We start from the raw sequence: 22,192 nt of genomic DNA, 5'->3' as shown, positions 1-22,192 counted from the left end.
GTCTTTCGCCACCCCTTCGGCACGCGCATGGCTGTCAGTACCTTCGACCTGTTCAAGATCGGCATCGGGCCGAGTTCCTCGCACACCGTGGGACCGATGCGCGCCGCCGAGCGCTTCGTGCACCGCTGGCTGTTCGACCAGGGCCGCCTGCAGGACGTGGTGCGCGTGCGCGCCGAAGTGTTCGGCTCGCTGGCCCTGACCGGGCGCGGCCACGGCACCGACAAGGCGGTGCTGCTGGGCCTGGAAGGCCAGCGCCCGAACCTGATCGACCCGGACATCATCCCTGGCGCGCTGGAGCGCATCCGCGGCAGCAAGCGCATCAACCTGCTCGGCCAGCACGAGATCGCCTTCGACGAAAAGCGCGACCTGGCGATGAACAAGCGGCAGAAGCTGCCGTACCACACCAACGGCATGCGCTTCACCGCCTACGCCGCCAACGACGAAGTCATCGCCACGCGCGACTACTACTCGGTCGGCGGCGGTTTCGTGGTCAACCAGGACGATGCTGCCGACGACCGCATCGTGGCCGACGAGACGCCACTGCCCTACCCGTTCAAGAGCGGCGACGAACTGCTGGCGCAGGCCGCGCGCAGCGGCCTGAGCATCGCCGCGCTGATGTTCGAGAACGAGAAGTGCTGGCGCAGCGAGGACGAGATCCGCGCCGGTCTGCGCGAGATCTGGGGCGCGATGCAGGCCTGCGTGACGCGCGGTATCCGCGAGGAAGGCACCCTGCCCGGCGGCCTGCACGTGTCGCGGCGCGCGCCGGCGCTGTACCGCGAACTGTCGTCCAAGCCGGAAGCGGCGATGCGCGATCCGCTGACCACGCTGGACTGGGTCAACCTGTACGCGCTGGCGGTCAACGAAGAGAACGCCGCCGGCGGCCGCGTGGTCACCGCCCCCACCAACGGCGCGGCCGGGATCATCCCGGCGGTGCTGCACTACTTCGACCGGTTCTGCCCCGGCGCCGACGAACAGCGCGTGTTCGACTTCCTGCTCACCGCCGCGGCGATCGGCATCCTGTACAAGGAAAACGCCTCCATCTCCGGCGCCGAGGTCGGTTGCCAGGGCGAGGTCGGCGTGGCCTGCTCGATGGCCGCCGGCGGCCTGGTCGCCGCGCTCGGCGGCAAGCCGGGGCAGATCGAGAACGCGGCCGAGATCGGCATGGAGCACAACCTCGGCCTGACCTGCGACCCGATCGGCGGCCTGGTGCAGATTCCCTGCATCGAGCGCAACGCGATGGGCGCGGTCAAAGCGATCAATGCCAGCCGCATGGCGATGCGCGGCGACGGCAAGCACAAGGTCTCGCTGGACAAGGTGATCCGCACCATGCGCGACACCGGCCGCGACATGCAGGACAAGTACAAGGAAACCAGCCGCGGCGGGCTGGCGGTGAACGTCATCGAGTGCTGAACCATCCCAATGGACGCTGGCCCTCGCGATCGCCAGCGTCTCCGCCGCTACGCGGATAAAGATCCGCGCGGCGGTGCCGCTAACGCAAGAGACGTCAGCCGATCCGGCATTGGCATGCTCTTGCGGTTCCCATACGCCTCCTGGCGCCTGCTGGCGCTACAGCTGGCCATGCTCTCGACAGCGTGGAGCGCGTGTGTGCCGCAGGCGCGGGCACTGCAACCGGACAAGCAGTTCAATCACTACGAACGCGAAGGCTGGGGCCTGGACCAGGGCCTGCCGCAGCTGAGCGTGCAGGCGTTCGCGCAGGACCGTCAGGGCTATCTGTGGATCGGCACGATGGGCGGGCTCACCCGCTTCGACGGTGTGCGCATGACCTCGTTCAACGAGGGCGCGCCGGCGCACCTGCCCGGCAACCTGATCAAGGCGCTGCACGTGGATGCCGCCGGCACGCTGTGGATCGGCACCTACCGCGGCCTGTCCCGCTACCGCGACGGTCGCTTTACCACGCTGCTGCCGCAGGATCCGCAGGCGCCGCTGCTCAACATCGAGGCGATCGCCACCGACGCGCGCGGCACCGTGCTGGTCGCCGCGCAGGATGGCGTGTACGCCGTACAGGGCGATCGCCTGCAACTGCGTCACCGCATCGCCGGCGGCGCCCACACGCTGTTGCCGCGCGCCGACGCGCTGTGGGTGGGCACACGCGGCGCGGTACTGCGCTTCGTCGCCGGCCAGGACGCGCCGGTGTCGCTGCCGTTACCGCAAGAGGCCGGCGCCACGCCGGTGCAGCACCTGCTGGAGGCGCAAGGCACGATCTGGGCCGGCACCCGCAACGGCCTGCTGGTGCGCCGCGAGGGACGCTGGCAATGGCTGCCCGATGCCGCCGACCCGAGCCGGCGCGCAGTGCAGGCCTTGTTCGAGGACAGCGACCACAACCTGTGGGTCGGGCTGCCCGGTGCGCTACTGCGCGTGCGCGATGGCGCCATCGTCGAACGCAACCCGGAGAGCAAGCCGAACATCGGCGTCAACGCCATCTTCGAGGACCGCGAACGCAACCTGTGGCTGGGCAGCAGCTGGAACGGCGCGACCCGGCTGTGGAACGGCTGGACCCGTCGCTACAGCACCCACGAAGGGCTGGACGACGCGCTGGTGTGGACCCTGGCGCGCGATCCGGATGGATCGCTGTGGGTCGGCACCGACAGCGGCCTGTCGCAGTTGCGCGATAGCCGCTACCAGCAGCGCCTGAGTCTGGCGGAATTGCACAACGAGGCGCCCTACACATTGCTGGCCGAACCCGGGCAGCTGTGGATCGGCACCCGCCATGGCGCCGCCCTGTTCCGCGACGGCCGGCTCAGTCAGCCCGCCTGGCTGGCGCCGCTGCGCGACCTGCAGATCAGCGGCATCGCCCGCGACCGCGCGCAGCGGCTGTGGTTCGCCAGCGACGACGGCCTGTTCCGCGCCGACGGCGCGCGGCTGCGCCGCTACGGCACGGCCGAGGGCCTGCGCGATCCGCGCATCCGCCTGATCCACGAGACCCGCGACGGGCGCCTGCTGGTCGGCGCGCAGTCGGGCCTGTACGAACTGCGCGGCGAGCGCCTGATCGCGCTGGCCCCGCCGGGCTCGGCGCTGGCCAGCGCCGACATCACCGCCATCCACGAACTGCCCGGCGGGCAGTGGCTGGTCGGCACCCTCAACGAGCAGTTGTGGCTGTTCGACGGCACGCACTGGTATGCATTCGGCGAGCAGGATGGGTTGCCGGTCAACGCCGCGTTCTTCATCGCCGACGACGGCCACGGCGCGATCTGGGCGGCCGGCCTGCGCGGGGTCTACCGCGTGCGCCTGGCCAACCTGCAGCGCCACGCGGCGTCGCCGCAGGCGCCGCTGAACGCAGAACTGATGCTGACCGAGCGCGCGCAGCGCCATGGCGGCGTGCAAGGCATGTGCTGCAACGGCGCCGGCAACGGCAAGGGTTTCATCGAGCACGGCGCGCTGTGGCTGCCCAGCCGCGACGGCGTGGTCGCACTGGACACCGCCGGCATCGTCAAGAATCCGGTGGCACCACAGCCGGTGGTGGAGCGGGTACGCGCGCTGGGGCAGTGGCTGACGCCGCAGGCGCTGCCGGCGCCGCTGCCGGAAGGCGCGCGCGACCTCGACTTCGAGTTCACCGCTGCCTCGTTCCAGGCGCCGCAGAACGTCGAGCTGCGCTACCGCCTGCTCGGTTACGACCGCGACTGGCGCACTCTCGACGACATCCGCCAACGCGCGGTCAGCTACACCAATCTGCCCGGCGGCGACTACGTGTTCGAGGTGACCGGCAGCAACAACGCCGGCGTCTGGGCGGCAGCGCCGGCGCGGCTGCCGCTGCGGATCGAACTGCGCTTCCAGGAAACGCTGTTCTACCGGCTGTTGCTGGCGCTGGGCGCGTTCGCCCTGTTGCTGAGCGCCTTGGCCCTGGCGCGGCTGCACAACCGGCGCCAGCGCGACGCCCTGGAGCGCCAGGTGCATGAGCGCACCCAGGCGCTGCAGGCGGCCAACCAGCGCCTGCAGGAAGCCAGCTTCACCGACGAGCTGACCCAGTTGCGCAACCGCCGCTACCTGTCGCTGCACATCCCCAGCGACATCGCGCTGTACCGGCGCATGGCCGCCAACGACGAGGACATGCTGTCCTCGGGCATGCTGTTCGCGCTGATCGACATCGACCATTTCAAGTCGATCAACGACAGCGGCGGCCACCACACCGGCGATGCGGTGCTGCAGCAGATGGCGCAGTTGCTGGTGCGGCTGACCCGCGAAAGCGACTACGTGGTGCGCTGGGGCGGCGAGGAATTCCTGCTGGTGCTGCGCTCGGCGCCGCGCGAGAACCTCACCATGGCCGCCGAACGGCTGTGCCGCTCGGTGGCCGCGCACCCGTTCGTGCTCGAGCACGGCCGCCAGGGCCGGGTCACCTGCTCGATCGGCCTGGCCGAATTCCCGTTCGTGCACGATCCCGACAACCTGCTCGGCTGGGAGCAACTGCTGGTGCTGGCCGACCGCGCGCTGTACCAGGCCAAGGCCAAGGGCCGCAACGGCTGGGCGGCGTACCGGCCGGTGCTCGGCGCGCAGGCCGAGCAGGTGCTGGCCGCGTTGCAGGAACCGCTGGGGCAGATGCAGCGCCACGCCTGCCTGACCCTGGTGCACAACGGCGGCAGCCTGCCGCCGGTGTGAGGCGTTGACGCCTCGCAAGCGCAGGCCGGGCTAAGGTCGTGGTCCATCACGCCTGCCATCCCGCTGCCATGCGCCACTGCCTGCTGCTCGCCGCCCTCGCCCTGTCGCCACTCGCATCCGCTACGGGCACCGATGCACCGCCGCGCTACGGCGCGCAACTGGAAGGCTTCGCCTATCCCTATCCGGTGCATTGGTACCGCTTCGATTCGCAGCGCCAGCCGCTGCAGATGGCGTACATGGACGCGGCCCCGACCGGCACGCCGAACGGCCGCACGGTGGTGCTGCTGCACGGCAAGAACTTCTGCGCGGCGACCTGGGAATCGACGATCGCCGCCCTGGTCGCACAGGGCTATCGGGTGCTGGCGCCGGACCAGATCGGCTTCTGCAAGTCGAGCAAGCCGCAGGCCTACCAGTTCACCTTCGCGCAACTGGCGGCCAATACCCATGCGTTGCTGCAACAGGCCGGCGTGACCCGTGCCGCGTTCGTCGGCCATTCGATGGGCGGCATGCTCGCCGCGCACTACGCGCTGCAATATCCGCAGGACGTGAGCCAGCTGCTGCTGGTGAACCCGATCGGGCTGGAGGACTGGAAGGCCGCCGGCGTGCCCTGGCGCAGCGTCGACGACTGGTACGCCAAGGAGCGCAAGACCGACGCGGCCTCGATCAAGCAGTACCAGCGGACCGTCTACTACGGCGGACAGTGGAAGCCCGAGTACGACCGCTGGGTGAGCATGCAGGCCGGCCTGTACGCCGGCCCCGGCGGCGACCGCGTGGCCTGGAACCAGGCGCTGACCTCGGACATGGTGTTCAACCAGCCGGTGGTGCAGCGCTTCGCGCAATTGCGCGTGCCGACCACGCTGTTCATCGGCCAGCGCGACCGGACCGCGATCGGCAAGGACCTGGCGCCGCCGGCGCTGGCGGCGACCCTGGGCGACTATCCGGCGCTGGGCAAGCGCGCGGCCGCGGCGATTCCCGGCGCGCACCTGGTCGCCTTCGACGACCTCGGCCATTCGCCGCAGGTGGAAGCGCCGCAGCGGTTCAATGCGGCCTTGCTCGAGGCACTGGGCACGGCGCCCTGAACACACACCCGCCGTTAGCCCAACTACTGATCCCTGCGCGGCGGCGCGAGCGCGCCTTGCCGCGCAATCGGAAGTCTCGTCGCGGCAGCTGGCGGCGACAGCAAGCAGCGAGCGCGCCGCACACATCCTGGCCGGCGACGCGCCTTGTCAGCTCTGCACGCCCTCGCTCGACGGGTTCGACACACCGACACTGCGCTGCAGCATCCGGCGCGACCATGAAAACGTTGTCATCGCAGCAATCCTGGATCTGTCTCGCATTCACCGGAATTGTCGGTTGACAACGTTGTCTCCTGACGCGAACCCTGCGCCTGCCCGGTCCGCGCACAAACGCCTAACGACGTCGGCGCCACGCGCCCCAAGCTCCGGGTGATCGGATTCAAGGAACCAGACAGCGGCCGACCGCCGCTCCTCAGTCGCGCGACACACCGCATCGGAGGCGTCACCATGAACACGAAATCCGCTGGATCGTGGTTGCTGTTCTGCTGTCTCGTCCTGGCCGGCCTCGTGCCCGGCCAGACCTGGGCCGCCGCGTGCAGCGGCGTCGCCGCCTGGAATCCGGCCACGATCTACGCCGCCGGCGATACCCTGACCTACGCCGGCCACCTGTACCGCGCCAACAGCCCGATCTGGAACACCGCGCCGACCTACTGCACCAGCTGCGGCTGGTACCAGGACCTGGGCAGCTGCGACGGCAATTCCACCAACCAGCCACCGAGCGTGGCGCTGACCGCACCCGCCGCCGGCACCCGCTTCGTGGTCGGCAACACCATCACCCTGCAGGCGTCGGCCAGCGATCCGGACGGCAGCGTCGCGCGCGTCGAATTCTTCCGCGGCGGCACCTCGCTGGGCAGCGTGAACGGTGCGCCCTACACGCTCGCCTGGAGCGGCGCGGCGGCAGGCAGCTACAGCCTGACCGCCGTGGCCACCGACAACGCCGGCGCCCGCACCACCTCGGCCGCGGTCGCAATCACCGTCGCGGCACCGTCGACCGACACCACCGCGCCGAGCGTGCCCACCGGCCTGGCCGCGGCCACGCGCGCCAGCAATGCCATCACCCTGACCTGGGCCGCCGCCTCCGACAATGCCGGCGGCAGCGGCCTGGCCGGCTACGACATCGTCCGCGACGGCACTCGCGTGGGCACGTCCACCACCACCGGCTACACCGATTCGGCACTGACCGCCGACACCGCGTACACCTACGCGGTCCGTGCCCGCGACAATGCCGGCAACGTCTCGGCCAACAGCGCCACGCTGAGCGTACGCACCCTGCCCGCCAGCGCCGGCGGCGGCAAGCGCGTGATCGGCTACTTCACCCAATGGGGCATCTACGGCCGCAACTACCAGGTCCGCGACATCCAGGCCAGCGGCGCGGCCGGCTACCTGACCCACCTCAACTACGCCTTCGGCAACGTCCGCAACAACCGCTGCGAAGTCGGCGTCACCCAACCCTCCGACAGCAGCACCGGCGCCGGCGGCGACGCCTTCGCCGACTACACCAAGGCGTTCTCCGCCGCGCAGAGCGTGGACGGCGTGGGCGATACCTGGGACCAGCCGTTGCGCGGCAACTGGAACCAGTTGAAGAAGCTCAAGGCCGCGCACCCGGCGCTGAAGGTGCTGATCTCGCTGGGCGGCTGGACCTGGTCGCGCGGCTTCTCCAGCGCCGCGCGCGCCGAGAATCGCCAGGCCTTCGTCGCCTCGTGCATCGACGCCTACATCCGCGGCAACCTGCCGGTCACCGACGGCGCCGGCGGCACCGCGGCCGCGGCCGGCGTGTTCGACGGCATCGACATCGACTGGGAGTATCCGGTGGCCTGCGGCATCGCCTGCGGCAGCGCCGAGGACCGGCAGAACTTCACCGCGCTGCTGGCCGAATTCCGCCGCCAGCTCGACCAGGTGCGGCCGGGGCTGTTGCTGACCGTGGCGGTCGGCGCCGGCATCGACAAGATCCGCGTCACCGACCCGAACCTGTACGCGCCGTACCTGGACTACCTCAACGTGATGACCTACGACTTCCATGGCGCCTGGGATCCGCAGACCAATCACCACTCGGCGTTGTTCGAGTCGCCGGCCGATCCGTCCAGCGGCGACCAGCGCTACTACAACAGCAACGACGCCATACAGGCCTTCCTCGACCGCGGCGTGCCCGCCGCCAAGCTCAACCTCGGCATCGGCTTCTACGGGCGCGGCTGGACCAACGTGCCCAACGTCAACCACGGCCTGTACCAGAGCGGCAGCGCCGCGCCGGGCACCTACGAGGCGGGAATCGAGGACTACAAGGTGCTGCGCGGCCGCGCCGGCGCCAACTACGTCGACGCGCAGGCGCATGCGCACTGGAAGTACGACGGCAGCACCTTCTGGAGCTACGACGATCCGGCACTGGTCACCGAGAAGATGAATTACGTCAAGACCCAGGGCCTGGGCGGCGCGTTCTTCTGGGAGTTCAGCGGCGACTACCAGGGCGAATTGCTGAAGACCATGGGCCAGGGGCTGCAATGAGCTGAGGCGACGGCCGCAGCGCATGGCTTGCCCGCATCGGCATCGGCGTTGCTGGCAACGCCGGCACTGCGCCGGCTGGCCGTCGGTACCGAATCGCGACGCCCGCAACGGTTGCGGGCGTCGCGTGCGTCGCTCAGCGCACCGCGATCCGCAGCACGTCGTCGAGCAAGGCCGCCGCAGTGACGTCGGCGCCCGCGCCCGGCCCCTGGATCAGCAGCGGCTGCTGCAGATAGCGGTCGCTGTGGATGGCGACGCGGTTGTCGGTGCCGGCGCCGCTGGCCAGCGGATGCGTCGACGGCAGCGCGCGCAGGCCCACCGAGGCGCCATGCGCATCGAAGCGGCCGACGAAGCGCAGGCAGGCGCCTTCGGCCTGCGCCTGCGCCAGGCGCGCCGCCAGCGGCGCGTCCAGTTGCGCCAATGCGGCATCCAGCTGCGCCAGCGGCACCGCGGCCAGCACGGCCGGCACCAGCGACTCCACCTGCACCTGCTCGGCGCGCAACGGCAGGCCGGCGGCACGTGCCAGGATCAGCAGCTTGCGCCGCACGTCCTCGCCGGACAGGTCCTCGCGCGGATCGGGTTCGGTGTAGCCGGCGGCCGCGGCCTCGCGCACGCAGTCGGAGAAGGCGCGGCGGCCGTCGTAGCGATGCAGCAGCCAGGCCAGCGAGCCGGACAGCACGCCTTCCACCGCGTGGATATGGTCGCCGCCGGCGACCAGCGCCCGCAGGCTGCTCAGCAACGGCAGCCCGGCGCCAACCGTGGCGCTGTCGCCGTAGTGGGTATTGGCGGCATGCCGCGCGGCATGGATCTGTTCGGCCCGCGCCAGCGCGGCACCCTGGCCGAGCTTGTTGGCGGTGACCACGTGCACGCCACGCCGCAGCCACTCGGCATGGCGCTGCGCCACCGCCTCACTGGCGGTGGCATCGACCACGATGTCGCCCCTGCCCAGGTCGTCCGGCAGCGTCACCGCCTGCGTGCCGCGCGCGGCGGCATTGGCCGCGGCCAGCGCCTGCGCCGGCGTCAGCGCGCAATCGGCGACGGTGCGCGAATTGGCCAGCCAGGCGAAGGTCGGCAGGCCGGGCCGGCGCTGCTGCAGCGCCTGGTAGCGCGCGACGAAGGCGCGGCCCACGGTGCCGGTACCGAGCAGACCCAGCCGCGGAACTGCCACGGTGGGCGTGGTGCGCAGCGGCGTCGACGGTGCATCGGCCAGGCCGCTGCTCACGCGTCCACCCGTTTGCGTGCCAGCGCCTCGCCGGCGTGCTGCGCGCGCTGCAGGCCGGCCTGCAGGTCGGCGACCAGGTCCGCGCTGGATTCGATGCCCACCGACAGGCGCAGCAGGCCGTCGGAAATCCCGGCCTTGCCGCGCGCCTCGGCGGTCATCGCCGCATGCGTCATGGTCGCCGGATGCGCGATCAGGCTCTCCACGCCGCCCAGCGATTCGGCCAGGGTGAAGTAGCGCAGGCCGTCGACGAAAGCGCGCACCTCGGCCTCGCCGCCGGCCAGTTCGAAACTGATCATCGCGCCGAAGCCGCGCTGCTGCCGCGCCGCCACCGCGTGGCCCGGATGCGAGGCCAGGCCGGGGTAGTACACCTGACGCACCGCGGCGTGCGTGGTCAGCAGTTCCACCACCGCCTGTGCGTTTTCCTGGTGCGCACGCAGGCGCGCATCCAGCGTGCGCAGGCCGCGCAGGGTCAGGAACGCATCGAACGGCGAGCCGGTCAGGCCCAGCGCATTGGCCCACCACACCAGTTGCTGGTGCAGTTCGGCATCGGCGGCGATCACCGCACCGCCGACCACGTCGCTGTGGCCGTTGACGTACTTGGTGGTGGAGTGGATCACCAGGTCGGCGCCGAAGGCGATCGGGGTCTGCAGCGCCGGCGACAGGAAGGTGTTGTCGACCACCGCCAGCGCGCCGGCCTTGTGCGCGGCGTCGATGACGAAGCGCAGGTCGGTGATGCGCAGCAGCGGGTTGGACGGGGTTTCGATCAGCACCAGTCGCGGCGCCTGCGCCAGCGCATCGGCCAGCGAGCGCGGATCGGTCAGGTCGGCGGTGATCAATTCGAAATGGCCCTTCTTGGCCAACGCGTTGAACAGCCGCCAGCTGCCGCCGTACGCATCGTGCGGCACCACCAGCTTGTCGCCGGGCTGCAGCAGCGCGTTGAGCACCAGGTTGATCGCGCCCATGCCGGTGGCGGTGATCACGCCGCCGGCGCCGCCTTCCAGCTCCGCCAGCGCTTCGCCGAGCAGGTCGCGGGTGGGGTTGCCGCTGCGGGTGTAGTCGTACTGGCGCTTGTTGCCGAAGCCGTCGAAGCTGAAGTTCGACGAGAGCACGATCGGCGGCGTCACCGCGCCGTAGGCGGTATCGCGATCGATGCCGGCGCGGACAGCGGCGGTGGCGGCACTACAGGGCAGATCGGTGTCGTGGGCAGTGCTCATGCGGCAACTCCGGTGGGGCGAAGGGCGGTGGCGAGAATCGCGTCGATGCGATCGGTTTCTTTCAGGAAGGCATCGTGGCCGTAGGGCGAGCGCAGCACGCGCAGGCTGCCGCGCGGGCCGAGTCCTTCGACCAGGGTGACCAGGTCCGACAGCGGCACCAGGCGGTCGCCTTCGACCGCCACCACCACCGTGGGCACGGCGACGGCGGCCGGCTCGATGCGGTGCAGGTCGATGGATTCGGACAGGCGCAGGTAAGCGTTGACCTGGGTGCGCGCCACGTACTGCGCGCCGGCGGCGTCCAGGTAGTCTTCGGCGGCGACGCGGACGCGGCCGTTGATCACTTCCGGCGCCGCGTCGAAGCGCTCGCCGAATTCCTCGGGGGTGCGGTAGCTGAGCATCGCGAACTGCCGCGCCAGCGACAGCCCGTGGCTCTCGGCGCACTGCAGCTGGCCCAGCGCCACCGCACGGCGCTGCAGCGCGCGCCAGGCCGCGGCATACGGATGCGCGCGGTGCGCGCCGCTGACCGCAATGAGCTTCTGCAGGCGCTGCGGATGCCGCACCGCCAGTTGCAGGCCGACCAGCGCGCCGTAGGAGTAGCCGACGAAGCCGTGCAATTGCGCGATGTCCAGCGTGTCCAGCAGCGCGGCAATGGCATCGGCCTGGTCGGCGCTGTCGATCGGCGCGTCCAGGCTGCCGTCGGCGCCGACGAAATCGAACGCCAGCAGCCGCCGCTGGGTGGGATCCAGCGCCCGCCCCGGCCCGACCAGGCCTTCGGCCCAGCCTTTCTCGGAAAAGCTGGCGTTGGCGGCGAGGTGACGGTGCGCGGAGATGCCCCCGGCGACGAACACCACCGGCGCGTCCACGGGACCGCTCAACTCGTAGCGCAGGCGCAGCAGCTGCACGCCGGCATGACGCAGCGGCAGCGCGACCGCGATCTCGCCACGCATCGCGTGCACGCCGTCGGCCGGCGCGGCAATGCGGTCGTGGGACGGAATGGCGGAGGTGGGGCGATCAGGTGAGTTCACGAGGCGCATGGCGGTATCCGGAGAGGAACGGCCATCGAGCTTCGCGGAGCTCGCGTTCGCCATGCAGAGGGCATGGATCGAACCATCTTTCGGCGGACGCGGTGGTCCCCGCAGGATTTGGCACCTACACGGTCGCTTGCGCGTCCGCTGGCTGCCCCGGCATCAAAGGGCCTGTCCCTCCGCCGGTCTCGATGGTGGAGCCACGATGCCAGCGTTTTTCGGCCATGTCAATCTCTTTATTCGGATGAAGCGATATGATTTTTCGATCCTTGGCCTCGGCCATACTCCGCTTCCCCCATCACGCCTCTTCTCCGTGCGCCGACGCCGTCCCCGCCGCTGGCTTGCCGTGGCCCTGTCGCTGGCAGCGGCGACCGCTGCGTCCGCGCAGCCGCTGCTGCGCTGGAATGCACCGCGGCCGGTGGCGCAAGCGGCACCCGCATGGCTGGAGGTGACCGCCCGCGACAGCGGCCTGCGCGAGGTCGCGTTGGGCAATCCGCTCGGCGGCCCGGTGCAGATCCGCCTGCTGGGCGACAGCGCAGGCTTCACCGCCGTGCCTACGCTGCCGCTGACCGTGGAGCTGGCCGCCGGCGAACGCCGCGTGGTCGCGCGCCTGTATCCGCCCGGCGACCTGGCCGAGACCGGTGGCGATGGTGCCCGACTGCGCATCGAAGCGGTGCCCGGTTCGCCGCGCGCCCATGCCGACGCGGTGGTGTATGCCCTGCCCTTCGCCGATCGCCCGGTGCGCATCGACCAGGGCTTCGGCGGCGCCTTCAGCCATCGCGATCCGGCCAACGCCTATGCGCTGGATTTCGCCCTGGCCGAAGGCACGCCGGTGCTGGCCGCACGCGAGGGCGTGGTGATGGAGGTCCGCGACGACTTCCGCGAGTCCGGCACCGACCCGCGCCTGGGCCAGACCGCCAACCTGGTACGGGTGCTGCACGCCGACGGCAGCATGGCGATCTACGCGCACCTGGCCGCCGGCGGCGTGCAGGTACGGGTCGGCCAGGCGGTGCGGCGCGGCGAACGCCTCGGCCTGTCCGGCAACACCGGCCTCAGCAGCGGCCCGCACCTGCATTTCGCACTCCAGCTCAACCGCGGCCTGCGCCTGGAATCGGTGCCGTTCCGGATGGCCGGCCCGCTGGGCGAGCTGCGCTTCGCCCATCCCGATCCGCTCTGAGCACGTCCCTACTCGCCGAGTTCGCTCACCGCGCATCGCCAGTCCAGCAAGCGCCCGCATCCCTGGCTGCCGAACTGACCGGGCCTTGCGGGAAGCCCGCTATAATCGCCGGCTTCCTCCTTTGCCGATGACGCCCTTTGCGGGCGTGCCGCCCATGTCCGAAGTCGCCACCGAAGCTGCGCGCCGCCGCACCTTCGCCATCATTTCCCACCCCGACGCCGGCAAGACCACGCTGACCGAAAAGCTGCTGCTGTTCGGCGGGGCGATCCAGATGGCCGGCTCGGTGAAGGGCCGCAAGGCCGCGCGCCACGCCACCTCGGATTGGATGGCACTGGAAAAGGAACGCGGCATCTCGGTGACCTCGTCGGTGATGCAGTTCCCGTACGAAGGCAAGATCATCAACCTGCTCGATACCCCCGGCCACGCCGACTTCGGCGAGGACACCTACCGCGTGCTCACCGCGGTGGACTCGGCGCTGATGGTGATCGACGTGGCAAAGGGCGTGGAAGAGCGCACCATCAAGCTGATGGAAGTCTGCCGGCTGCGCGACACGCCGATCATGACCTTCATCAACAAGCTCGACCGCGAGGGCAAGGACCCGATCGACCTGCTCGACGAGGTGGAGACGGTACTGGGCATCGAATGCGCGCCGGTGACCTGGCCGATCGGCATGGGCCAGCGCCTCAAGGGCGTGGTGCACCTGGTCACCGGCGAGGTGCACCTGTACGAGCCCGGCCGCAACTTCACCCGCCAGGATTCGACCATCTTCCCGTCGCTGGACGCGCCCGGCCTGGCCGAGAAGATCGGCGCGCAGATGCTGGCCGACCTGCGCGACGAACTGGAACTGGTGCAGGGCGCCAGCCACGCCTTCGACCTGGACGCCTACCGCGCCGGCAAGCAGACCCCGGTGTTCTTCGGCTCCGGCGTGAACAACTTCGGCGTGCAGCCGCTGCTGGACTTCTTCGCCGAGCACGCCCCGCCGCCGCAGGCGCGCGCCACCACCGGCCGCCAGGTGCAGGCCGGCGAGGACAAGCTGACCGGCTTCGTGTTCAAGATCCAGGCCAACATGGACCCGCAGCACCGCGACCGCGTCGCCTTCATGCGCATCTGCTCGGGCCGCTTCGCCGCCGGCATGAAGACCCTGCACGTGCGCACCGGCAAGGAGGTCAAGCTGGCCAACGCGCTGACCTTCATGGCCAGCGACCGCGAGATCGCCGCCGAGGCCTACCCCGGCGACGTCATCGGCATCCACAACCACGGCACCATTTCCATCGGCGACACCTTCACCGAGGGCGAGTCGCTGTCGTTCACCGGCATCCCCAACTTCGCCCCGGAACTGTTCCGCCGCGCGCGCCTGCGCGACCCGCTCAAGCTCAAGCAGCTGCAGAAAGGTCTGGCGCAGCTGTCCGAGGAAGGCGCCACCCAGTTCTTCCGTCCGTTGATGAGCAACGACCTGATCCTGGGCGCGGTCGGTACCCTGCAGTTCGACGTGGTCGCCTACCGGCTGAAGGACGAATACGGCGTGGACGCCAGCTTCGAGCCGGTCGGCGTGGTCACCGCACGCTGGGTGCACTGCGACAACCCCAAGAAGCTGGAAGAGTTCCGCGAGAAGAACGCGATGAACCTGGGCATCGATGCCGCCGGCGAACTGGTCTATCTGGCACCGACCCGGGTCAACCTGCAACTGGCGCAGGAACGCGCGCCGGACGTGCGTTTCGCCGCCACCCGCGAACACGCGTACAGCGTCGCGGTGGACTGAGCCTGCGCCGAGCGTGGGCGCGCGCCGGCTGAGCGCACGCCCAACCGGCGCCACCCGCTGGCGCCACAGCGGATGCGAACCGCTCGCAATTGCGGTACCTTGCGGTCCCATGGATGCAGACCGTTCGCCCGCCTACTCGAACGCCGACGCGCCGCCTTCCACCGACTGGCGCGACGAACTGGCCAGCGCGCTGACCCACGGCCTCGGCGCGATCGCCGCACTGGCCGGCAGCTCGGTGCTGATCACCCTCGCCGCGATCTACGGCGATGGCTGGCAGCTGGCCGGTGCGATCGTGTTCGGGGTCGCTTTGCTGTTGCTGTACACCGCCTCCACGCTGTACCACGCCATCCCGCATCCGGGCGCCAAAGCGCGGCTGCAGGTACTGGACCATTGCGCGATCTACGTGCTGATCGCCGGCACGTACACCCCGTTCACCCTGATCGGCCTGCGCGGCCCCTGGGGCTGGGGCCTGTTCGCCGCGATCTGGACCATCGCCGTGGCCGGGGTGGTGTTCAAGCTCTTCTTTACCGGCCGCTTCCGCCTGCTGTCGACCATCCTCTACCTCGCCATGGGTTGGCTGATCGTCGTGGCGATCGAGCCACTGCTGCGCTCGGTCGATGTTCCCACCCTGTGCTGGCTACTGGCTGGCGGCCTGTTCTACACCCTGGGCACCTACTTCTACCAGCGCGATACCGTGCGCTACTTCCATGCCATCTGGCATCTGTTCGTGCTCGCCGGCAGCGTCTGCCACTTCGTGGCGGTGACCAGCCAGGTGCTTTGAGGCGGCCACTCGCTTTCGCGCCCCGTGCACGGCCGCTGCCTAGGATGGCCGCATGGCTCTCGACCCTGCTTCCGCATCCCGCTCCTGGCCCTGGCGGCGCAACGATGGCCGCCTGCGGCGCTGGCCGTTCGTGCTCGGCGCGCTGGTGCTGCTCCTGCTCGTCATCATCCTGATCTTCGACTGGAACTGGTTCAAGGCGCCGGTGGAACGCGCGGTACAGGCGCGCACCGGCCGCGCCTTTCATATCGACGGCAACCTGGACGTGGATCTGGGCCGCATCATCACCGTGCGCGGCGATCGCCTGCGCTTCGCCAACGCCGACTGGTCGAAGCAGCCGCAGATGGCCAGCGCCGACCGCGCCGAACTGGATATCGCGCTGTGGCCGCTGCTGCGCGGCCGCGTGCGCATCCCCGAGATCCGCCTGACCAAGCCCGACCTGCTGCTGGAGACCGGGCCGGCCGGGCAGCCCGGCAACTGGGCGTTCGACCAGTCCGACGACGGCGGCAAGCCAGTGGTCCTGGGCGCCTTGCTGGTGCAGCAGGGACATCTTCGTTTCCAGGACCCGGCCGGGCGCACCGAGATCGACATCGCCGTCGACAGCCAGGTCGGGCAGCGCCGCCGTGGCGATGCGGCGCCGCCGATCACGGTCAGCGGCGACGGCCGCTGGCGTGGCAATCCCTTCACCCTGAAGGGCAATACCGCCTCACCGTTGGAACTGAGCGAGAGCGACCATCCGTTCCGCGTCGATCTGCGCGGCAGCGCCGGCAGCACGCGTGCGCATATGCGCGGCACCCTGACCAACCCGTTCCAGTTGCGCGTCTTCGACCTGCAACTGCAACTGGCCGGCACCGACATGGCCCACCTGTATCCGCTGCTGGGCATCGCCATCCCTTCCACCCCTCCCTACCAACTGGACGGACGTCTGCAGCGCGACGGCGATCGCTGGCGCTACCAGGATTTCCGTGGCCGTGCCGGCGACAGCGACCTGGCCGGCACCGTGCAGATCGACACCGCCGGGCAGCGCCCGTTCCTGCGCGCCGACCTGCGCTCGCAACGGCTGGATTTCGACGACCTGGCCGGCTTCGTCGGCGCGCCGCCGCGCACCGGCGCTGGCGAGACCGCCAATGCCGAGCAGAAGGCGCAGGCAGCCAAGCTCGCCGCTACCGACAAGGTGCTGCCGTCCACCCCGTACGACCTCGGCAAGCTGCGCGCGATGGATGCCGAAGTGCGCTGGAAGGCGCAGCGCATCAACGCGCCGTCGCTGCCGCTGGAGGACATGGACGCGCATCTGAAGCTCGACGACGGCGTTTTGCTGCTGCAACCGCTGAACTTCGGCGTGGCCGGCGGCGACATCCGCTCGGACATCCGCATGGATGCGCGCAAGCCCACCCTGTTCACCCGCGCGCAGCTGTCGATCCGCGGCATCCAGCTGGGCAAGTTGTTCCCCGACGGCAAGCTGGCCAAGGAGGCCGCCGGCGCGATCGGCGGCGAGGTCGCGCTGGCCGGCAGCGGCAACTCGATCGCGCAGATGCTGGGCAGCGCCGACGGCAGCGTCGCCGTCGGCATGGGCAAAGGCCGCATCAGCAACCTGGTGATGGAACTGGCCGGCCTGGATATCGCCGAGTCGCTGAAGTACCTGGTGACCAAGGACCGCGAGATCCCGGTGCGCTGCGCGTTCGGCGACTTCGGCGTGCAGCACGGGGTGATGACCTCGCGCGCGCTGGCCTTCGACAGCACCGACACCTTGCTGGTCGGCAGCGGCACCATCGACCTGGGCCAGGAGCGCCTGGACCTGCTGCTGAAGGCGAAGCCCAAGGACCACAGCATCCTCGCCCTGCGTTCGCCGCTGCGCGTCGGTGGCACCTTCAAGGACCCGAGCTTCCGCCCCGACTTCAAGGCCCTGGGCGTGCGCGGCGCGATCGCCGTGGCCCTGGGCAGCATCGCCCCGCCGGCCGCCCTGCTCGCGACCATCGAGACCGGGCCGGGCAAGGATATTCAGTGCGGCGACAAGTAGCCGCGGGATTGGAGATTAGGGATTGGGGATTCGCAAAAGCGGCGACCTGAGCCTGCCAAATGCAGATGCATGACGGGCTAGGCGAACCTGCCGCACGCACCACCGCCGCTCTTGCGAATCCCCAATCCCCACTCCCGAATCTCAGCTCCGAATGTACTCCTGCAACTGATCCAGCTCCGCGCGCTGCTCCTCGATCACCGCCTTGACCAGGTCGCCGATCGAGATCACGCCGATCACGGTGCCGGCGTCCACCACCGGCAGATGGCGGATGCGTTGCCCGGTCATCAGTTCCATGCACTGCTGCACGCTCTGCGCCGGGTCCACGGTGTGCACCCGGCTGCTCATGATGTCGCGCACCGGCGTGGTCGCCGAGGAGCGGTCCTGCAGGACCACCTTGCGTGCGTAATCGCGCTCGGACAGGATGCCGGACAGCTGTCCGTCCTGCATCACCAACACTGCGCCGATGCCCTTGGCGGCCATCAGCCGCAGCGCCTCGATCACCGCCGTGTCCGGCGCGACCGCGTGGATCTCATTGCCCTTTTCGCTCAAGACCTGCCGTACCGTCCGCATCGCTGCCTCCCGGTTCGCTGGATCGCCCGGCCGAGCATACTCCTTCGCCCGGTGCACGCCAGGTCTCCACCAGATACAACGGACGTTGTTTGGATTCCTCGTACAGCCGGCCCAGGTATTCGCCGATCAGGCCCAGCGCGATCAGTTGCACGCCGCCCAGGAACAGGATGACCGCCATCATCGTCGGCCAGCCCGCCACCGGATCGCCCCACAGCGCCGCCTTGACCACCACCCAGATCGCGAACAGGAAGGCGCCGACCGCCGTCGCCAGCCCCAGGTAAGTGGCCACCCGCAGCGGCGCAGTGGAGAAGCCGGTGATGCCGTCCAGGGCGAAGTTCCACAGCCGCCACAGGCTGAACTTGCTGCGCCCGGCCAGCCGCGGCGCGCGTTTGTACGGTACCGCCAGACGGCGGAAGCCGATCCAGCCGAACAATCCCTTCATGAAGCGATGGCGCTCGCGCAACTGCCGCAGTGCGGCCAGCGCGCGCGGCGACAGCAGGCGGAAATCGCCGGTATCGGCGGGGATCGGCGTCTTCGACAGCCGCCCGATCACCCGGTAGAACAGCGCTGCGGTGCCGCGCTTGAGCCAGCCCTCGCCTTCGCGCACCAGGCGCGTGCCGTAGATGTCGTCGTAGCCGTCGCGCCAGTGCGCCACGAACTGCCCGATCAGTTCCGGCGGATCCTGGCCATCGGCATCCAGCAGCATCGCCGCGCCGCGATCGACGCAGTCCAGCCCCGCGGTCAGCGCCAGTTCCTTGCCGAAATTGCGCGACAGGCGCAACGCCCCGACCCGCGGATCGGACGCGGCCAGCGCCTGGATCGTCTCCCAGGTGGCATCGCGGCTGCCGTCGTCCACGTACAGCACGCGCCCCTCCAGCCCCGGCACGTCATCGAGCGCGGCGAGGATGCGCGGGTGCAACAGCGGCAGGGTCTGCGCCTCGTTGAACGCAGTGACGACGACGGTGAGGCGTTCGGATTCCATCGGCGGATGGTACGGAGCCGCCTGCGCGTTCACCAGCGGCGGGCGCCGTACCCGACAAGATCCAGAGTCCACTCCCCTCTCACGTCAGGAGTAAGGTGCCCCGAAGGGGCGGACGAGAGTTCGCCTGCCGGCCAACCTCAATGCCCGCGTGCGGCCGTACCCTCACCCCAACCCCTCTCCCCATGCTAGAGGGGCTGAGTCCGGACACCTCAATCTACAGCGCAAGATCCCGCGCCTCCCTTCTCCCACCGGGAGAAGGTGCCCCGCAGGGGCGGATGAGGGTCGCCTGCCGCCGAACCTCAATGCCCACGTGCGGCCGTACCCTCACCCCAACCCCTCTCCCGGTGGGAGAGGGGCTGAGTCAGGACACCTCAACCTACAGCGCAAGATCCAGCGCCTCCCCTTCTCCCTCCGGGAGAAGGTGCCCCGAAGGGGCGGATGAGGGTGCGTCTGCCGCCGAACCAATTCGCGCGTGCCTGCCGTACCCTCACCCCAACCCCTCTCCCGAGGGGAGAGGGGCTCCTAGCCTACGGGGCCTGCAGGTAGGCCGGCCCGCCCAGTTGCCGGGTCTGGCGCTGGATCCAGTTGGCGCGGCCCTGCACGTAGGGGCCGGGACGGGTGGCGTCATAGCGTTGCGGCGCCGGCAGCACCGCCGCCAGCAGCGCGCTCTGCGCCGGCGTCAGTTGCGCTGCGTCCTTGTTCCAGAAACTGCGCGCGGCCGCCTGCGCGCCGTACACGCCGTCGCCGAACTCGGCGACGTTGGCGTACACCTCGAGAATGCGCTGTTTCGACCACAGCGCCTCGATCAGCACCGTGTACCAGGCCTCCAGCCCCTTGCGCAGCCAGCTGCGGCCCTGCCACAGGAACACGTTCTTGGCGACCTGCTGGCTGATCGTGCTGGCGCCGCGCAGGCGCCCGCCGCGCGCGTTGTGGTCGCGCGCCTTCTCGATCGCGTCCAGGTCGAAGCCGTGGTGGCTGGGGAAGCGCTGGTCCTCCGCGGCGACCAGCGAGATCGGCAGGCTCGGCGCGATCTGCGCGGTGTCGCGCCAGTCGTAGGCGATGCGATACGACCAGTCGCCACTTGCCCAGGCGCCGAGCTGGCGCTCCAGCATCATCGCCGAGAACGGCGGATCGATGAAGCGCAGCAGCAGCACCTGCGACACGCTCGCCAGCACGAAGATCAGCGGCGCCAGCAGTACCCAGCGGCGCCAGCGCCTAGTGCGCGGACGCGCCGGCGCAGCGCCACTTGCATCGCGGCGCGCCGCCCCCATTCCTATGCCTTCTTCGATCCGGTTCACCGCGATGAGTCCTTCTCCTGCGGTCGCCATCTTCCCATGCGCAGCGAGGCCGCAATGCATTCTTCCGACGATCGTCTGACCCGCTTCCTGCTGCCCGGCGCCGGCGTGCGCGGCGTGCACGTGCGTCTGCACGACACCTGGCGCGAGATCCTGGCGCCGGCCAGCTACCCCGCCGCGGCCACCGAGCTGCTGGGCGAGGCCTGCGTCGCCGCGGCGCTGTTCACCGGACATACCAAGGTCGACGGGCGCCTGTCGGTGCAACTGCGCAGCCAGGGCGCGCTGCGCACCCTGTTCGCCGAGTGCACCGCGGCCGGCACGCTGCGCGGCATCGTCCAGCTGAGCGAAGGCCAGGACGCCCCGCGCGACCTGCGTGCGCTCGGCGACGACGCCCTGCTGGCGATCACCATCGAGAACCCCGGCCTGGACCCGCGCGAACCGCAGCGCTACCAGAGCCTGGTGGCGATGTCCTCGGCCGAGCTGGACGAAGCCTTCGAGGACTACTTCCGCCAGTCCGAGCAGTTGCCGACGCGGCTGATCCTGGCCGCCGACGGCACCCACGCCGCCGGCCTGCTGCTGCAGAAGCTGCCCGGCGACGCCGGTGACGAGGACGGCTGGAACCGCGCCGGCGCCCTGTTCGAGACCGTCGGCGAGGCCGAACTGCTGGCGACGCCGGCCGAGACCCTGCTGCACCGGCTGTTCCACGAGGAGACCCCGGACCTGCTGGGCGATCGCCCGCTGCGCTTCGGCTGTTCGTGCTCGCGCGAGAGGGTCGCGGCGATGCTGCGCTCGCTGGGCGAGGAAGAAGCCCGGGCGGCGGCCGAGGCAACCGGCCAAGTTGAGATCCGCTGCGAATTCTGCGGCCGTCACTATGACTTCCCCTTGACGGAATTCGGAGTATTGTTTGCCGTAACGCAAGCTGAACCGACGTCCTCGGAGCGCTTGCACTAGCGGGAACACGCGTCGCGACCGGGGAGTCCGACTTGTTAAAGAAACATAAACCCACTAGCATCAACCACCCTGTCCGGCGGGAACTTTCGTTCCTGCCCCAAGTCTCAGATTGCTGATGCGACCCTTCCTGCGCCTACCGCTCGCCCTGCTGATCGCCCTTGCGGCGAGCGCGGGCGTGCATGCGCAGAACAAGCCCGCCAACGGCCAGGACCGCACCGTGCTGCCGGTCTGGAACAAGGGCAGCGGCAAGGTCGAGGCACTGCTGTACCTGGAGCCCACCGGCGAGCAGGCGGTCGGCGCACGCTGGCATTTCGGTCGCAACTCCCTGGATGCCGCGTTCGGCCTGTCCTCCGGCGACTCGCTGGGCCTGCTGTGCAACAGCGCCAGCGGCAGCAGCATCAGCGGCCTGGCCAGCCACTGCATGCTGGCCAGCCTGGGCGACGACGACGGCACCAACGGCCACCATGTCGCCGCCACCACCACCTTCAACCGCCCCGGCGGGCACCTGTCGCTGTCGGCCGGCACCGGCCGCGAGAATCTTCCCGCCTGGCTGGCTGGCGCCAACAAGACGCCGTCGATGCGGATGGAGCAGAACGACCTGACCGTCTTCGCGCAGCAGAACATCGGCCGCGAGGGCTTCGTTTCGATCGGCGGCACCTACGCCAAGGCGCGCCTGGTGCCGATCGCCGACGCCACCCCGGCCATGCTCGACCGCTGGGACAGCAAGAGCCTGAGCATCGGCGGCGGCTACGGCTCCTTCAGCGCCAACGTCATCGGCCGCGTCGTGGATGCCCCCGGCCAGCCCGGCAAGTGGACCGGCCTCGGCGTGGGCCTGACCTGGCGCACTCCGTGGAGCGGCCAGCTCACCGTCGGCGCCGAGAACGTCATCACCCGCGGCAAGAATCCGTTCTCGCCGAACAACATCAGCACCGAAGAGGGGACCATCCCCTACGTGCGCTACGAGCAGGATCTGTAGCCACCCACTTGCGGCACGCGCCGCCCCATCACAATGCATTTTG

Annotated in this window: 16 protein-coding genes, 1 pseudogene and 1 riboswitch; of the genes and pseudogenes, 11 read left to right on the top strand and 6 right to left on the bottom strand. The window is 69.9% G+C overall.

What is annotated here, in order from left to right; genetic code table 11:
• The first annotated feature begins 27 nt into the window (after positions 1–27).
• From GGR64_RS10545 to GGR64_RS20850, 5 genes and pseudogenes are all read left to right on the top strand, one after another.
• The gene (locus GGR64_RS10545; protein ID WP_048490425.1) at positions 28–1,410 is read left to right on the top strand and encodes an L-serine ammonia-lyase; all 1,383 of its coding nucleotides are present in this window, start codon (positions 28–30) and stop codon (positions 1,408–1,410) included.
• A 114-nt stretch (positions 1,411–1,524) separates the two neighbouring features.
• Positions 1,525–4,611, top strand: a complete 3,087-nt coding sequence (locus GGR64_RS10540; protein WP_260302984.1) for a ligand-binding sensor domain-containing diguanylate cyclase — start codon at positions 1,525–1,527, stop codon at positions 4,609–4,611.
• Positions 4,612–4,679: 68 nt separating this feature from the next.
• Positions 4,680–5,690, top strand: coding sequence for an alpha/beta hydrolase (locus tag GGR64_RS10535; protein WP_184645683.1), 1,011 nt, complete (start codon positions 4,680–4,682; stop codon positions 5,688–5,690).
• A 444-nt stretch (positions 5,691–6,134) separates the two neighbouring features.
• Positions 6,135–6,596: pseudogene (locus GGR64_RS20855) on the top strand (Ig-like domain-containing protein); the annotation flags it as partial.
• A gap of 345 nt (positions 6,597–6,941) precedes the next feature.
• Entirely contained in the window at positions 6,942–8,186 is a 1,245-nt protein-coding gene (locus tag GGR64_RS20850) for a glycoside hydrolase family 18 protein (RefSeq protein ID WP_255421575.1), read from the top strand.
• Positions 8,187–8,319: 133 nt separating this feature from the next.
• Here GGR64_RS20850 and GGR64_RS10525 read toward each other — a convergent pair whose 3' ends face one another.
• From GGR64_RS10525 to GGR64_RS10515, 3 genes are read right to left on the bottom strand one after another with little or no spacing between them, the layout of a single operon-like run.
• Positions 8,320–9,405 carry a homoserine dehydrogenase gene (locus GGR64_RS10525; RefSeq protein ID WP_184446882.1) on the bottom strand — a complete coding sequence of 362 codons (1,086 nt, stop codon included), beginning with the start codon at positions 9,403–9,405 and terminating at the stop codon, positions 8,320–8,322.
• Entirely contained in the window at positions 9,402–10,619 is a 1,218-nt protein-coding gene (locus GGR64_RS10520) for an O-succinylhomoserine (thiol)-lyase (RefSeq protein ID WP_184446883.1), read from the bottom strand. The genes GGR64_RS10525 and GGR64_RS10520 overlap by 4 nt, the downstream gene beginning before the upstream one ends.
• Positions 10,616–11,653, bottom strand: coding sequence for a homoserine O-succinyltransferase (locus tag GGR64_RS10515; protein ID WP_184446884.1), 1,038 nt, complete (start codon positions 11,651–11,653; stop codon positions 10,616–10,618). The genes GGR64_RS10520 and GGR64_RS10515 overlap by 4 nt, the downstream gene beginning before the upstream one ends.
• Positions 11,654–11,723: 70 nt before the next feature.
• A riboswitch (SAM riboswitch) is annotated at positions 11,724–11,842 on the bottom strand.
• A 244-nt stretch (positions 11,843–12,086) separates the two neighbouring features.
• Here GGR64_RS10515 and GGR64_RS10510 point away from each other — a divergent pair.
• The 4 genes from GGR64_RS10510 to GGR64_RS10495 all read left to right on the top strand — a co-directional run bounded on the left by GGR64_RS10510 (position 12,087) and on the right by GGR64_RS10495 (position 17,375).
• Complete coding sequence (locus GGR64_RS10510; RefSeq protein ID WP_221236177.1) at positions 12,087–12,821, top strand: M23 family metallopeptidase; 735 nt, start codon at positions 12,087–12,089, stop codon at positions 12,819–12,821.
• A 154-nt stretch (positions 12,822–12,975) separates the two neighbouring features.
• On the top strand, positions 12,976–14,580 hold the full coding sequence (locus tag GGR64_RS10505) for a peptide chain release factor 3 (RefSeq protein ID WP_160965522.1): 1,605 nt from the start codon (positions 12,976–12,978) through the stop codon (positions 14,578–14,580).
• 109 nt (positions 14,581–14,689) lie between these two features.
• On the top strand, positions 14,690–15,361 hold the full coding sequence (locus tag GGR64_RS10500; RefSeq protein WP_160965524.1) for a hemolysin III family protein: 672 nt from the start codon (positions 14,690–14,692) through the stop codon (positions 15,359–15,361).
• A 52-nt stretch (positions 15,362–15,413) separates the two neighbouring features.
• Positions 15,414–17,375, top strand: a complete 1,962-nt coding sequence (locus GGR64_RS10495; RefSeq protein WP_184645679.1) for an AsmA family protein — start codon at positions 15,414–15,416, stop codon at positions 17,373–17,375.
• A 141-nt stretch (positions 17,376–17,516) separates the two neighbouring features.
• Here GGR64_RS10495 and GGR64_RS10490 read toward each other — a convergent pair whose 3' ends face one another.
• From GGR64_RS10490 to mtgA, 3 genes are all read right to left on the bottom strand, one after another.
• Positions 17,517–17,945: a CBS domain-containing protein gene (locus GGR64_RS10490; protein ID WP_184645677.1), complete on the bottom strand. Its 429-nt coding sequence runs from the start codon at positions 17,943–17,945 to the stop codon at positions 17,517–17,519.
• Complete coding sequence (locus GGR64_RS10485; protein ID WP_184645675.1) at positions 17,905–18,927, bottom strand: glycosyltransferase family 2 protein; 1,023 nt, start codon at positions 18,925–18,927, stop codon at positions 17,905–17,907. The genes GGR64_RS10490 and GGR64_RS10485 overlap by 41 nt, the downstream gene beginning before the upstream one ends.
• A 527-nt stretch (positions 18,928–19,454) precedes the next feature.
• Positions 19,455–20,198 (bottom strand): monofunctional biosynthetic peptidoglycan transglycosylase, encoded by a 744-nt coding sequence (gene mtgA, locus GGR64_RS10480; RefSeq protein ID WP_160965660.1) that lies wholly within the window; start codon positions 20,196–20,198, stop codon positions 19,455–19,457.
• 81 nt (positions 20,199–20,279) lie between these two features.
• Between mtgA and GGR64_RS10475 the strand changes: the two genes are divergently transcribed.
• Positions 20,280–21,173: an Hsp33 family molecular chaperone HslO gene (locus GGR64_RS10475; RefSeq protein ID WP_160965532.1), complete on the top strand. Its 894-nt coding sequence runs from the start codon at positions 20,280–20,282 to the stop codon at positions 21,171–21,173.
• Between the two features lie 115 nt (positions 21,174–21,288).
• On the top strand, positions 21,289–22,149 hold the full coding sequence (locus GGR64_RS10470) for a hypothetical protein (protein WP_184645906.1): 861 nt from the start codon (positions 21,289–21,291) through the stop codon (positions 22,147–22,149).
• Positions 22,150–22,192: the final 43 nt, after the last annotated feature.

The organism is Xanthomonas sp. 3307 (genome assembly GCF_014199735.1).
Classification (GTDB): Bacteria; Pseudomonadota; Gammaproteobacteria; order Xanthomonadales; family Xanthomonadaceae; genus Xanthomonas_A; species Xanthomonas_A rydalmerensis.
Note: the sequence above shows the minus strand (reverse complement) of the source record. Positions and strands in the feature narration are given on the sequence as shown.